This is a genomic window from Syntrophomonas wolfei subsp. wolfei str. Goettingen G311 (assembly GCF_000014725.1).
Taxonomy (GTDB): domain Bacteria; phylum Bacillota; class Syntrophomonadia; order Syntrophomonadales; family Syntrophomonadaceae; genus Syntrophomonas; species Syntrophomonas wolfei.
This window is the reverse complement of sequence record NC_008346.1, coordinates 485808-499899: the sequence shown is the minus strand read 5'-3', so window position 1 is coordinate 499899 and position 14092 is coordinate 485808. Positions and strand designations below refer to the sequence as shown.

General features: G+C 44.3%; 12 protein-coding genes. All 12 read right to left on the bottom strand.

Going from position 1 to position 14092, the window contains the following annotated elements; translation table 11 throughout:
* Positions 1-18: 18 nt before the first annotated feature.
* Positions 19-1851, bottom strand: coding sequence for an ASKHA domain-containing protein (locus SWOL_RS02145; protein ID WP_011639866.1), 1833 nt, complete (start codon positions 1849-1851; stop codon positions 19-21).
* Positions 1844-2890: a methylcobamide:CoM methyltransferase MtbA gene (locus SWOL_RS02140; protein WP_011639865.1), complete on the bottom strand. Its 1047-nt coding sequence runs from the start codon at positions 2888-2890 to the stop codon at positions 1844-1846. Before SWOL_RS02140 ends, SWOL_RS02145 begins: the two co-directional genes overlap by 8 nt.
* Positions 2891-3553, bottom strand: coding sequence for a corrinoid protein (locus tag SWOL_RS02135; RefSeq protein ID WP_011639864.1), 663 nt, complete (start codon positions 3551-3553; stop codon positions 2891-2893).
* Between the two features lie 21 nt (positions 3554-3574).
* Complete coding sequence (locus SWOL_RS02130; protein WP_011639863.1) at positions 3575-4648, bottom strand: uroporphyrinogen decarboxylase family protein; 1074 nt, start codon at positions 4646-4648, stop codon at positions 3575-3577.
* A gap of 434 nt (positions 4649-5082) precedes the next feature.
* Positions 5083-6144 carry an ABC transporter permease subunit gene (locus SWOL_RS02125; protein WP_049750083.1) on the bottom strand — a complete coding sequence of 354 codons (1062 nt, stop codon included), beginning with the start codon at positions 6142-6144 and terminating at the stop codon, positions 5083-5085.
* Complete coding sequence (locus SWOL_RS02120; RefSeq protein ID WP_011639861.1) at positions 6141-7172, bottom strand: ABC transporter permease subunit; 1032 nt, start codon at positions 7170-7172, stop codon at positions 6141-6143. The genes SWOL_RS02125 and SWOL_RS02120 overlap by 4 nt, the downstream gene beginning before the upstream one ends.
* Entirely contained in the window at positions 7159-8745 is a 1587-nt protein-coding gene (locus SWOL_RS02115) for a sugar ABC transporter ATP-binding protein (protein WP_011639860.1), read from the bottom strand. The genes SWOL_RS02120 and SWOL_RS02115 overlap by 14 nt, the downstream gene beginning before the upstream one ends.
* 102 nt (positions 8746-8847) lie before the next feature.
* Entirely contained in the window at positions 8848-9999 is a 1152-nt protein-coding gene (locus SWOL_RS02110; protein ID WP_011639859.1) for a DUF3798 domain-containing protein, read from the bottom strand.
* A gap of 467 nt (positions 10000-10466) precedes the next feature.
* Positions 10467-10727, bottom strand: coding sequence for a putative Se/S carrier protein (locus SWOL_RS02105; RefSeq protein WP_041427284.1), 261 nt, complete (start codon positions 10725-10727; stop codon positions 10467-10469).
* A gap of 9 nt (positions 10728-10736) precedes the next feature.
* A complete protein-coding gene (locus SWOL_RS02100; protein ID WP_011639858.1) occupies positions 10737-12011 on the bottom strand; it encodes a double-cubane-cluster-containing anaerobic reductase in 1275 nt (424 codons plus the stop codon).
* 66 nt (positions 12012-12077) lie between these two features.
* Positions 12078-12854, bottom strand: a complete 777-nt coding sequence (locus tag SWOL_RS02095) for an acyl-CoA dehydratase activase (RefSeq protein ID WP_011639857.1) — start codon at positions 12852-12854, stop codon at positions 12078-12080.
* Positions 12851-13987: a double-cubane-cluster-containing anaerobic reductase gene (locus tag SWOL_RS02090; protein WP_011639856.1), complete on the bottom strand. Its 1137-nt coding sequence runs from the start codon at positions 13985-13987 to the stop codon at positions 12851-12853. Before SWOL_RS02090 ends, SWOL_RS02095 begins: the two co-directional genes overlap by 4 nt.
* Between the last annotated feature and the right edge of the window lie 105 nt (positions 13988-14092).

Here is a 14092-nt window from a genome sequence, read left to right as displayed (position 1 = left end):
ATTAACTCCTCTAGGTATCTATTCTTTCCCCGGAAATCTCATATTCTCCACAAACATTTTTTCAAACCCTGGACAGGATTCGAGTTCTACGTAGTTAACCTTTTGAGCTGTTTCCTCCATACGGCAACGGGTGCTGCTTGACAGCAGTGCCATAACCGCACCGGCCTTGGATGTGTTGCCCACAAAAGTTATGCGGTCGTGCCAGCTTTCAGGGAAAAATCCCAGGCGAATCAGGCTGCTTGGCTTAAGATAAGTGCCAAAAGCCCCTGCAACGTAAACCTTGTTCACATGAATTTCATCCAGGCCGTTCTCGGTCATCATGGTTTTAATACCCGTGACTATGGCACTTTTGGCCAATTGCACCTGCCTGATGTCAGCCTGGCTGACAAATATCCCGTTGGGGCAATTATCTAAAGACGGTATCAGCCAAAATCTTCTTTTTCCGGCTATATCATCTATCTGGCCGGCCAGAGGATTGTGCGGATAGACCCCCGCAAATTTATTCCTGGCAGTGATTCTTCCGCTGGAGTTGAGCAAACCACATTCCAGCATAACCGCCACCAGGTCTATGAGACCACTGCCGCACAGACCAAGCGGCGGGGCATTGTCGATGGTCCGCCATAGTACGGACTTATCCTCAATCCATACCTCTTCAACCGCTCCCCGGGCGGCGCGCATTCCACAGGCGATATTCATCCCTTCGAGTGCTGGCCCGGCCGCAGTCGAACAGGCTATGAGCTTCCCATCCCGGCTGAGGACAATCTCACCGTTGGTGCCCAAATCCAGGAACAGCACAATTTCTTCTGCTCCGTCCAAATCACTGGCGATGATTCCGGCGACAATATCAGCCCCCACAAATCCGGAAACTGACGGCAGGCAATACAAACTCGCAAAGGGTGACGCCATTAAGCTAAGGTTGTCTGCCGCTAGAACTTGTCCCTGTCGAAATACCGGATGATAGGGTGCTCTTCCTATTGATACCGGGCTGACTCCCAGCAGCAGGTGCAGCATTACCGTATTGGCTGCCACCGTGATTTTGTAGATATATTGAGAATCTATACCGCTTCGGCGGCAGAGCTCCGAAATCAGTCCGTTAAGGCAATTAATAATGAGACCATTTAGCTTATCAAGATTGTTCGAGCCCTTGCCGGCATACTGAATTCTACCCAGGACATCCAAACCATATTGGGTTTGCGGATTGAGGGCTGAAGCTACTGCTAGTTCGCTGCCATCATCAAGTTTATGAAGCGAAGCTACAACCGTGGTGGTGCCAATATCGACGGCGACACCGTAACAATGTGCTGTTGTATCACCATGCTCCAACCCGATAAGTTTGTTGCCGACAACGATTGCGGTTGTATCATCAGGCTTGAACTGGGCAATCAAACGGAGAATATCAAGGGAGTCCGGAACAGATTGTTCAATGTTCAATTGCTGCAAGATTTGCTCAATCAATGATAATTCCTGTTCATTACCTGTTGAGATCAATTGATATTTGCTAATTTCGGCTTCAATCTTAAAGTCGGTGAGCATTCCTTTTTCTAGTACCCTGAGGTCCTGGGCGGCATTTTCCACCGATAATTCAACCTCGCCCCGCACCAGACAATGACAGGCAAGGCGAATTCCCCTTTTAAAGTCTTTTGGTGATAATAACTCCATTTCCGCAGTACCGGGAGGCAGACATTCCCCACTAATAATTAGGACCCGGCACTTGCCACAGGTGCCATTACCCGCGCACGAGCTTTCCAGTTCAATACCGGTATCATCCAACAGATCCATAAGCAGTTGTATTTCGCCATTGCTGCTGCAAACTACATGTACCCCACTCAGACCATCATGCTGTTCACCCAAGGCTTGATACCTCCCGGTTTTGGTAATCAAAGTCGTGTACTGCCGATACCATAGCCTGAAGATTGGCCAGGGGGGTGGCCGGACTGATACCGCAAGCGGGTGACAAAATCGTAATCCCTTTGCGCAGGCAGTTAAACCCGGTCGCCTTAACCCGGCCGGGTTGAGCATTTTGCAGCAAATAAGTGCTGATATTGCCTACAACTACTTTCTCCCGCAAAGCGCTTCTGAGTTTGCTTATGCTGGTAGTCGAGTCTATGCTAATAGCATTCGTTGCTAACTGGTTAATCTCTGTAAATATGCTTTGTAGACGACCGCAGATATGCACCATACTGGCCTGATATTCCCCCTGCAGCTCATTTAAAATTCGATTTATATAGGGCAGGGCAAACTCGGCAAAATGGCGCGGTCCTAATATTTCCTCTGTTCCGCCGGGGTCTGCTATATTGATAATCTGGGCACCAGCTTGCAGCATACTCCTGCCAAAAACGATTAGATTATCAGTAACAAAGTATAAAAATTCATGTACCAATTCAGGTTTTTTACCCATCGCCTTGAAAAAGACCATGGGTTCGATGAGCGAGCTTGCAAGGCTTATTGGACCGGTTAAATTAGCTATCACAGGTAGTTCGGTTTTACTGGAGGTAAGATAGCTGACTGCTTCGGCGACTATGCCAGCCCTGCCCTCTCCCGGATTTATACCGGATAGTGTTTCCCAATCCTCCAGCTTCATAAGCGGGTATTCTGCAACCCTCGGCTCATTAGCCAGTGATCCCAAGTTGACTTTAGCCCCCATCGCCTCGGCTTCTACAGTCATACAAAAAGGAACACCCAGGTTTTCCATGCCGGTTAAATGACATACGCCCAATGCCAGCCTGGCCATGTCTTGAGGTTTTTTATGTGCTTCGGGCCAGTGACTGCCTACCCTCTGCATTATTTCGGTAGTTGCCATGTTCATCATACCGCCGGGACAAATGCACGGGGATCGATCAATCACTTGTCCATTTAATGCTTTGATTAGTCTGTCTTGAGGCGTAATCATCTAAACAGCCACCTTTTTCAGGGCAATTAGTCGTTTGGCATCGGCAACTGCGGCGATGGCGTTTTCCGAATAGGCATCCGCTCCGATACGATCTGCAAAGGCTTGCGAAATCGGTCCGCCGCCGATCATAACCAATACCTTTTCCCGCAAGCCCTCTTTTTTTAGTAGTTCAATAACATCAACCATTCTATCCATGGTGGTGGACATCAAAGTGGATAGGCAAACTATATCCGCTCCGACCTCTTTTACTTTGCTGATAAAATCCGCCGGGGGTACATCGCGGCCTAAATCGTATATCTCAAAATCCGCTACTTCCAACATTAGCTTGACCAGGTTCTTCCCTATATCATGGGTGTCTCCTTCAACCACCCCGATAACCACCTTGTGTTTGTCTTCCGCGCTGGTGCGTTGGATATGGGGGCTTAGGATATCCAAACCCGTATACATGGCATCGGAGCATAACAGCAATTCCGGTACAAAATACTCTTCCTGCTCATATAGCGACCCGGCCTGGTTCATTCCCACAACCAGCCCCTGATTGATAGCAGTCAATGCATCGACATGATTATCCAATGCTTCATGGGAAGCCTCTAGCGTTAAATCTTCGTCCATTTCCCTAACCCCTTCAGCCAGGCGATCCAATATTATTTGTTGATCAGCCAATATCTACACCTCCATATGTAATTAAATAAAATTATCCGGGTTTAATGGATATCGCCCATATTTACGAGCGGCATTCATAAAACACATAAAATTATCGGCTGTAGTTCCCAGTGGGACCTGGCAACCGACCGCCAGAATAAAGCCTTTGGGGCTGTCATAGGCCTTGCGCAGACATTCCTTAACTTCGGCCTCGATCTGTTGATGGCTTCCTTTCATAATGGTATCAATCGGTTTAACATTGCCCATAATACAAACCCGTTCCCCCACCACCTTTTTGGCTTCAGCCAAATCGATAACATTGTCCAGGCTGAGGGTTGGCGCTCCGGTATCGGCCATATCCGACCAAATAGGAGTTGAATCACCACAAATATGCAGCATTGGGCCTTTGCCGGTCCGCTCTATTACCCGATCTGCCAGTTTAGAAAGGTAAGGTTTGGCGAATTCTCTAAACTGTTTAACACTTAGCAGGCTTCCCGATGCGGTCGGGTCGCCAATACTTACGCTACAGCCCATATCCATTACTGCATCTATATAATTCAAGGTAGTATTAGTAACCAGTTGTAGCAGACGATGAGCCATCTCCGGATTACGCCGCAAGTCCTTCAGAAAATTCTCGGTTCCTCTGACTAATGCGGCAGTGGTAAATGGTCCCCCGACACTACTACCTATTGGAACTTCATCCCCGATAGCATCCTTGATCATGGCCAGGGCTTCTAAATAGATGGGCAACTTTCCATCCTTATGAGGGTCAGCGGGTTCCAGCTTATCAAAATCATCCCAGTTTTTCAGAACAGGATTGGCCACGAAGGGTATATTGTCTTCCGGATATTTTAGTTCGGTTCCCATGGCTTCGGCCAGGGCCAGGAATCCTGGGCCGACTCCGGCACCGTCATGACCAAACATCTTATATGTAACCGTTTCCACTCTAGCCATCAATTTAGCGGAATGACGGTACTCTGATACCGTGGTTCCGATAAAATGGCAGGCAGTTTCACCGCTAAAACTGCTGCAGGGAATCCGGTCATACGGCTTGCCTGCGGCAAAAGCGGCCATTCTTTCGAGCGGTGTCATTTCATCCTTGGGGACAGCATTCATAAAACAACCTCCCGAATCATAATTTTTAAGTTTTATATTGCATAGTATAAGTTATTTTAATTTATATGATAACTTTCCTTTAAATTCAATGCAACTATTATTTATATTTACTATACTCATTTTGAATATTTAAGAATGTTAAATAGTCTTAAATTCAAAGGTTAGATAAACAAGAAATGAATTAAGGCAAACTGAAATATTGGAACACAAACTGCCCCCTATAATTTCTTCATTATTCTGACAGTTGGCTAATTCTCCTCCCTGCTTTTGGACGAGCAAGTCTGCCCGACTCCGCCTGAAGGGCTACCATCAACTCCTATTATGGCTATTACCTGATACCCATTCTTTTGGTAATCAAGAACCTGCTCCAGTATTCGAATTGCACATTAGGGAAAATGTCAGAAGGGTAATTAGACAAGATCATGTCAATGGGCTTAACTGAATTTATTTTCATTCTTAATATTTAAGATTAAAGCCAAAGCAATGGTTCCATAAGCTACAAAACTCCGAAAGTATTCGCCCAATGCGGCATTGTTAAATAGATTCTGTCCTGCCTGGGGCGAAACAATAAAAAGGGTATGAAATAAAAAAATTCCCATTAGTGCATGTCTGATTTTAGCCTTCTTGATACTCGCTCCACCGGCCAGAAGCGCTGCGCAGGAAATAATATCCGCATTCATATGTGCGGTATAGACATCAAACATCCCAATATTCTGTAGGTAGGCCAGTTGCCCGAATGCAGCCAGAATGGTTGATAGGATCATTACTTTTATTCTAATCATATTAGTATTAATTCCCAGGATTTCACTGGTTTGCCTATCGGAGCCTACCGCTTTGACTTCCTGCCCAAAACGGGTGTGTAAAATATAAAATATAATTGCAGCGAACAAAAGCACTACAATTATCATGAATAGTGGTATTTCCAGTTCGCCAATTTTAAACAGTCCGAATTTGTCAATGGTATTGCGATACATTCCCAAATCAACTGTATTTCTTACCCCTATTCCCCGCGTAAGTATTATCTCTTTGTTGGCTACCGGAATAACTGTCCCGAAGCCCACCAAAAAAATTAATTGATAAATGCTGTTAAACAAAAACCCTATTATAATCGTAGTGATCATTTCTTTTCCTTTTACCCTGTTTAAAATACGACCTATAACATATCCCAATACAAGCGATAAAAATACTCCGATAATAATTGCCAGTAATATCCCTTTTATACCCTCTACCTGATAACCGATTACTATTAATAATGCTGTTTGAATGGCCATGGCGCCAACAGTAATGGCAAAGTTAAGGCCCATACCGGCCACTACCGGAATAATAAGTGATAATACCAATATGCCGTCTCTGATAAACCTGGTTACCACCTGATTAAATACAAAACTACCGGTAAGCCCGGAAAATTGCCATGCAAAATAGGAAAGGATTATGAATATTGCCGGGACCATATACTCACTATCTAACAGTCTGCTTGCTTCCTCTTTTATTCTCAACTGTTGATCCCCCGCCTTTCTCTTACCAGCAGTGCATATAGAATGATGCCATAGGTAATGAAACTTCTTAAAATTTCCGTCAGCTCCGGCACCAGTATTTCATTGGCAATAGGAACACTCAGTAAATACATGGACTGCAGCAAATATGTGCCTAAAATCGCCTCGAATATAAAAGTTTTTTTGCCGGTGCTGCCGCCTATCAGTATAGCGGAAACAGCAGGGAAAGCCATTGACAGGGGTTCATCATAAAGCTGAATGAAGCCGTAGCTTTGAGCATATATACAAATCCCAAAACCGGCAATAATTGTGGAAATAATAATGGCAATCAGACGGGTTTGGGATATATTTATCCCGGACAGTTTTGCAAACGCCTCGTTTTCGCCCACAGCAATAGTTGCCCGGCCGATTTTAGTACGAAAATACAAATACAAAAACAAACAAATAATTGCATAAACGAAGATTAAGCCTACCGGTATTTCAATATTACCAATGCTTATCAAGCCAAAGTTATCTAAAATGTGGTTAAAATAGTTTTCCAGACTGATTTTTGGTCTTAGACCTTGTCCGCCTATGGGATAAAGCATTTCGCGGTTTTGGAAGGGGGCCAGTGTCCAAAAATAGTTCATAAGCGGAATAAAAGAGAATCCGATAAAGGTACCTGCTATTTCTTCCCTGCCTTTTACTCTGTTTAAAATCAAGCCGTAAATCCAACCCAGCAGTGTACAAATCATCAGAGTAAACAATATCGACATAAAAAATCCGTAAAATCCGGTCATTCTAAAATTAACTGCCAGGCACATACCTACCAGGCCGCCAATAATGCCTACTGGAAGACCAAAATTCATCCCGGCTCCCACATTAAGCATGGGTATAAGTGAAAGCACCAGCACACCATTCATGACAAGCTTGACCATGGATTGGTTCAACAGAACAACTAAATCCATATGCAAAATATACGAAAGAGCAATTAACAGTATTAAAAAAGCAGAAATAATGATCTGGGGCGGTTTTAATCTATAATTTTTCACAGTCTACCTCTTCTTCCCCTGATAACACTAATCCAAAATCTACATCAGGGGAATCAGGGGATAATATTTTAAATATTTTTCCTTCAACCATGACCGCAATTCGATCACATACCCGTTTCAATTCATCTAATTCACTGGAGGCAATAATTATGGTCGTATTTCTGGTGCGATTGATCTCTATCAACATATTCAATATTTTTTCCTTGGCCGAGATGTCAATGCCTCGTGTTGGCTCTGCTACAAACAACAGCTTGGGATCTACCGTCAATGCCCTGGCAATACAGACTTTTTGCTGGTTACCGCCGCTTAATTCTTTTACCTTTTGTTTAATGGAAGTGCATTTTATATCAAGATCCAGCATCATTTTATAAACATGAAGGTTGGTTTTGTGGTGATCAATAAAACCTAAAAAGTTAAAGGCAGAATTCCTGATAAACATATTTTTGATCTGATTGCCCGTAAAGACTATATTGCTTTCCAAAGATTGATCAGCCAAAATACCCAATCCTTGTCTATCATCCGGCAATACATACATGCCTTTGATGATATTTGTCCTGGCGTTCATCTTCACTATCTTTTTATTTTCATAATATACTTCTCCATCTACAGGATACATGTCCATCATGCCATAACCCAGGGCCAATTTGCCATGTCCTGACAAGCTGGTCAAACCTAGTATTTCACCTTTATACACACTTAAATTAAGATTTTTTACTTCTTCGCCCGGCATTTCTACGGAAAAATCTTTAAATGTTATAAGCGGCTTATTTTTAATCTCTCTTTTTTCTGCTGCTGCTTTATTTATCGTATGTCCGATCATGTCCTGGGCTAAATCATTTACATAGATATTACCTTTTGCATACTGGGAAACCAGTTTGCCATCCCGTAAAACACTTACTTTATCGCATACATATTGTACCTCTTCCAATCGGTGTGAAATGAATATTATTCCGATTTCACTGTTAGACATATCCTTTAGAATTTCGATCAGCTTTAAACCATCGTTTTTATTAAGAACCGCAGTTGGCTCATCCAATATCAACAGTTTCAAGTCGCTACGATCAATTTCCCGGGCTATCTCAATAAACTGTCTGATGTTTACGGATAGATCCATGATTTTAATACCTACAGCTACACTTATTCCCAGTCTTTTCAAGGTCTGCCAGGCATTTTCATAGTCTTGTTTCCAGTCAATAAAAGAATATTTCCTGCCAAACAAGCGATCAGTAAGAGAGTGTGTATTTTCTCGGCCCAGCTTGATATTTTCCCCTACCGTCATATCTGGAATTAAAGCAAATTCCTGGTGAACCATACCAATCCCCTGGCGAATTGCCTCTGCACAATTTTTGAAGTTTACTCTATTTCCCTTAAAAAATATTTGTCCTTGATATCCGCCGGTTTCATGAATAATAGGGTTCCCAAACAAAATATTCATCAAGGTAGTCTTGCCTGACCCGTTAGCCCCTACAATACCGTGTATTTCCCCGGCTTTTACGGATAAATTAATATTGCTCAAAGCAGGAATACCATTATAGCTTTTATTTAGATTGACTATTTCTAAAATGTTTTCCATTGATTACTCCGATACTTCAATAAATAAAAAGTTTACTATAATAAAAAAGAAGTCAGGCTGTCTTTATATATAATAAGACAGCCTGAACGATGGTATTAGCAGTTAGTATAGTATAGTTTTCATAATCATAACAAAGTAATTATCAAGCTCAGGACTATCGGCTTTAGCTTTGAACTTGCTGAAGCTGACTTCACTGCCCATAACTTCCTTGGCAAACTGATTCAGCTTATTGACATCTTTGTAATTAAAGCTGGGATCTTCTATCACTTTCTTGGCCAGCTCAACTGCAAACTGGGGCATGAATACCGTGGCCGGCACTTGCCATCCGCCTAATCTGCCTGTCATTCCGGCCGCAGCAGCTTTTTCCGAGATCATACTATTGACTTTGGAAAAATTCCAGGCATCGGCTTCTGAAATCTGCAAGCCCAATACGGTTGGGTAGGCCTGCAGGGGTGTCGGGCAGCATTGCTCAACTACCGTATACTTTAGTTTAAATGCTTCATCAATTATTACATCATACATAGGACAATTAGTGCCAAATATATTGGTGTCCGGCCCATATTTAGCTATTTGCCGGGGAATATCTTCCCTCAGGAATTGAAGCATCGGTCCGGTGCCGTTGCCGGTTTGGGGATCGGGAGTAACAACTTCAACCCACTGCATGCCCAATTCTTTGCAAGTCTTCTCCATGGCATCTTTTCTTTGGGAGATTACTTCCTTGGCCAGATGAGTAGGGAATGAATAATGAATCATAGTTTTGTCACCTATCTCATGAGCCTTTTGGGCAATAGTGATGCCTCTTCTTACCCAGTCCGTATCCAGGTTAATGTCTACATATTTTGACATCAAGGCGGGATCATCCCATATAGGAGCAGTCATAGTGATAATTTCCGGTCTTTTTTCTTCCACCTTTTGCAGAGCTGGCAATAAACCGGCTTGTCCAGATATTACAATGATAGCTTTCATTTTCGGATCATCCGCCAGAGAGGTAATTTGACTTAAGCCTGTCTCAATCTCAGTAGAGAAATTTTCCGGCAAAGTAATATGTTTAACAATGTCAGGGTACTTTTTGGCCATTTGATCGGCAGCTCTAAACTCGTCTTCGCTGGTTGACAATGTTGGAGTAACTACTCCAATTTTGTAATCAGCAACCTCTTTAACTTCTTTATCAGTTGTAGTTGTTTGCTTTGTACACCCAGTCATCAGGGTTGTCATCAATAAAATAACTACCAGCAGTGAAATGGTTTTTTTCAATTCTCTTTCCTCCCCATGTTAAATATTGATTTCCTGACCTTTAACCAAACAACGATCGACTAAATACCATCATCAGCTAATTAAAACGCCCTTATTCCTTGTTAATTGCCAGGGTCGATTTTAGTTTCCTTAAATTCATACCCCCTTAATAATAACAATTTATTATGTATTATATTCCCCATCATAATTAATATGATTGTAGCTTAAACGAGAATTTGCGTCAATGGTCGACATAAGCATATTACGGTCATTGGAAAAATGTAAATTGGATCTCAATAATATTCTGATGTCTTTTTTCAGCTTCCGGCAATTTCCTTCTGATATGGTGCTGCAAAAACCCCTGGATAAGAACGCAGCGCATAAACGATGGTGAAATAGAGCAATTACCCCTGCTTACCCGCCTGTTCGGCAATCCGGTTAAGAAAAAAATCCAACGGAACTGCGTGGAGATTAATAAGCCTGAATGCTCAAGTGCTGCGATATTTCCACTCCTTCCTGGCTAGAGAGACGATCTTGAGGATCTCAATATTATTTTCCGCAATGATTTGCTTAATCAACGGAAGGTCGCCTTCATCCACGATCAAGGAAATACCGCAGCTCTTACTGGCCTCTCGCGGGGTTGGAGAAATCCTGGCTTTGATGTCTTGCCCGTCAAGTTCTTGCTTAAGACGCAACCCCGCATGATGATTGGGGAATAATACATACCAATCATAGCTACCACTATCCAGCTTAAAAACCTACTTCCTCAGCATCTCCAGAAAAGCTTCTACTCTGGTTCGAAGCTGTTCAAAATCCTGCTCGCTGTAATCCGTCTCGATGTGTATTATGGGTAGATTACGCTCGGTCATAACCTGTTTGATCAGATAACTTTCAGTAGAATAAAGATTGCAGAACTGCAGATTAGTATCAATAATGCCATCCACCTTGTATTCATCGGCCAGGCGAATTATATCATCTATCCTGGCGGAATTCGGTGTGAAACAAGCACAGTTGGTTTTCATATATCTTTCGGCCAGTGCCCGAATCTGCTCATCCAAAGTGCTTGCTGTCTCATCAACCAGGTTTTCGAAATAGCGGGTGCCGGTACATGATTCTTCCACCACGATTGCTGCCCCAAGACTCTCTACAATGTGATGCAGCTTCCAATTGGGTATGGCCATTGGCGTCCCACTTATCATGATACGCGGGGCGTTTTCCGGAAAAACACCGGTTCCGTTATTAATCCGTTGCTCCAGTTCGTCAGCCAGGTTATTGGCCATCTGCGCTGCCCGTGCGGGATCATCGTAGAAGTTGATCTGGGTAACCAGGAGAGCGTCTTTACCGCTGATGGGCACCGGTGAAGCTTTTCGGGCATTGTAAACCCGCTGCAAAGCCCTGCGTTTGTTGTTTATCAGTTTAATGGCCTCACCCAGAGATTCGGCGTTAATCTTCTTGCCGGTGACTTTTTCTACCACTCCGATGAAATCCCTTATTTCAGCTGCAAAGGCAGCGACATCCCGTTCTCGTTTCATCTGCGGGATATCGATGATGTGCATAGGTACTTCACCAGCCAGTATCTCCCAGGCTTTCTTCTTGCCATCGCAGGTATTCTCAGCCACATACATGTCGGGAATTAGAAAGAAGGGACAGGTTTTATCCAGTCTCGCTCCTACGGAAGCTTTAATAAGCGGACAGGTGTTGGCCGGCAGAACTTTTTCTCCGCCGGATACCCAGAACTGTGATCCCCCGCAAAGCCCTGCTGCAATTCCGCCAGCGGCAAAGACCACCTCATCCGGGACATATACGCAGAAGGTTCCGAACACCTTCCCGCCCTCTTTTTGATGTTGAAGCATCTCTGCCGGCCTGACCCCGTGAATCTCGGATACCACGAAATCATAGAAGTCCATACCCTTGGGACGATCTTGCTGGGTGAGGTAAACTCCTCCAAAAGCCTCAGGTAAAACCTCACACAGAACGTCATGTTTCTCCAGGTCCATACCCAGATTGGCCCACATTTGCTGGTAATCAGCCATTTACAATTCCTCCTCTTCTATAGCGCATATTGCTTTCCGAAAACAACCTGGTTGCCATGGTAATCTTCACAAATCCCGTCTAAGAGTTTCCCATGCCAATAAAGCTGCACCAAGAGCACCAGTGTATTGGCAAGCTTCGGGTACAATAATTCTAGTTCCGATCTCTTCCTCCAGCGCACGCTTGACTCCCGGGTTGATTGCCACCCCGCCGGTGAAAGCTACCTGTTCCCTGATCCCCATACGTCGTGCCATAGCCGCTACTCTTTTTCCTACCGATTGGTGCAGCCCGGCGATAATCCCACCTTTGGGATTACCCCGAGCCAGCGACCCGATTATTTCCGATTCAGCAAATACCGTGCACATACTGCTGATCGTTTGCATCTGGCCAGGATCCTCAGCATCCCCCAGTTCACTGACATCCAGCCCCAGGGCAGTAGCCATAACCTGTAAGAAGCGTCCGGTTCCCGCAGCACATTTATCGTTCATGGCAAAATCCAACACCTGGCCCTTTTCTCCGGTGCTGATCACCTTGCTGTCCTGGCCCCCGATATCGATGATGGTGCGGATCTCAGGATAGAGTTCAGCGACCCCCCGGGCATGACATTTGATCTCCGTAACAGTTTTATCCGCATGCTCAAAAGCTACCCGGCCATAACCTGTGACATATATCTGTTCTACCTGATTCCGCTCTAATCCCGATGCCTCAAGGAGTTGGTCGATTATCGCCTGCCCTGCCTCGCGGGGGCTCCATCCGGTAGGAATCATAGCTCGGTGATGGTTGCCACTGCTGATAATATAACCTTTAGCAGCCACCGAACCTATATCAATACCTATTACTATCATTTTTCTACCATCTCCAGCATTGCTTCTATGCGAACCTTGAGACTCTCCAGGTCCGAATTGGAGTAGTCACTTTCAAGGTGCAGATAAGGAAGTCCCTTGGACTTCACCAGTTTGCCTACTTCAAAAGCTTCAATATTATAGGTATGACAAGCCTGCCAGGTCAGGTCGATAACCGCATCCACCCGGAAATCATCGATCATGTTATCTATTAACTTCAGCCGGTAGGGATTGGGGCTCATGCAGGAGCAGGGTATAGCCATATATTTTTCTGCCAGAGCCACAATAGGATCCGCGCCATTAGTAGCAGTCTGCAGTTCCAGGGTCTTGTAGCCGGAGCAGTTTTCCATGGCGACGATATAGGCTCCCAATTCTTCGCTCAGACGGATAACTTTTTCCGTACCCAGACCCACCGGGCAGCCGGTCAGCAGTACCCTTGGCGCCTTTACTTGCCGGTTATTAGTCTGATTGGCAACCTCCCGGACCAGTCCATTCAGGTTGTCGATCAGCTCCCCTTTATCGCTACTGAAGCTGCGGGACCAGGCAGCAGTGAGCATCTCCATCCCGCTTAGAGGTGGCGGATCAGCTCGATTCAGATCGAACATGGCCTTAATTGCCTGTTTTTCCTGGTTGATAACTTCTACGGCCCTCCATATATCCTGGTCACTTATGGTAACCTGCAATTCTTTTTCCAGGCGTTTTTTCAAGCACCGTACTTCTTCCACCCACAGTTCAAATGATGCCTCAGTGTTATTAAGATGAGGAAGCTGCATAACGTGCACCGGTTTCAAGTCCTGCATAATTTCAAACATCTTCTTTTTACCGTCACAGGTGGTTTCCCCAACGATTAAATCGGAAAAGTGAAAGAATGGGCAGGTATCAGTGGCCGCAAATCCGTAAGAAGATTTTATTAAAGGGCAGAGATTGCGCGGCAAAGTTTCCTCCGCAGCAGCTATAGGGTTCTCACTCATCCCGCAAAGCCCTACTGGAATTGCTCCTGCCGCCAAAATTAGTTCCTGGGGGCAATAAGTGCAATAAATTCCCACTACTTTTCTGCCATTCTCCTTGGCCTCTTTTATACGCAATAGGTTCACTTCTCTGGCACTGGCAAATCCTTGCATAAATTCGTCTAACATAAAACAAAATTCCCCCTTCTGTACTTAGAACTTCCCAATTTTAATGGATGAATATATAATAATATTTTGTTATATATTATATTCCCTGTTATAATTAATTTGATT

Bases quoted from the DNA above. Each gene is read 5' to 3' on its own strand.
- SWOL_RS02140 (WP_011639865.1), bottom strand. From the start codon at position 2,890: ATGATTACGCCTCAAGACAGACTAATCAAAGCATTAAATGGACAAGTG.
- SWOL_RS02130 (WP_011639863.1), bottom strand. From the start codon at position 4,648: ATGAATGCTGTCCCCAAGGATGAAATGACACCGCTCGAAAGAATGGCC.
- SWOL_RS02115 (WP_011639860.1), bottom strand. From the start codon at position 8,745: ATGGAAAACATTTTAGAAATAGTCAATCTAAATAAAAGCTATAATGGT.
- SWOL_RS02100 (WP_011639858.1), bottom strand. From the start codon at position 12,011: ATGGCTGATTACCAGCAAATGTGGGCCAATCTGGGTATGGACCTGGAG.
- SWOL_RS02095 (WP_011639857.1), bottom strand. From the start codon at position 12,854: ATGATAGTAATAGGTATTGATATAGGTTCGGTGGCTGCTAAAGGTTAT.
- SWOL_RS02090 (WP_011639856.1), bottom strand. From the start codon at position 13,987: ATGTTAGACGAATTTATGCAAGGATTTGCCAGTGCCAGAGAAGTGAAC.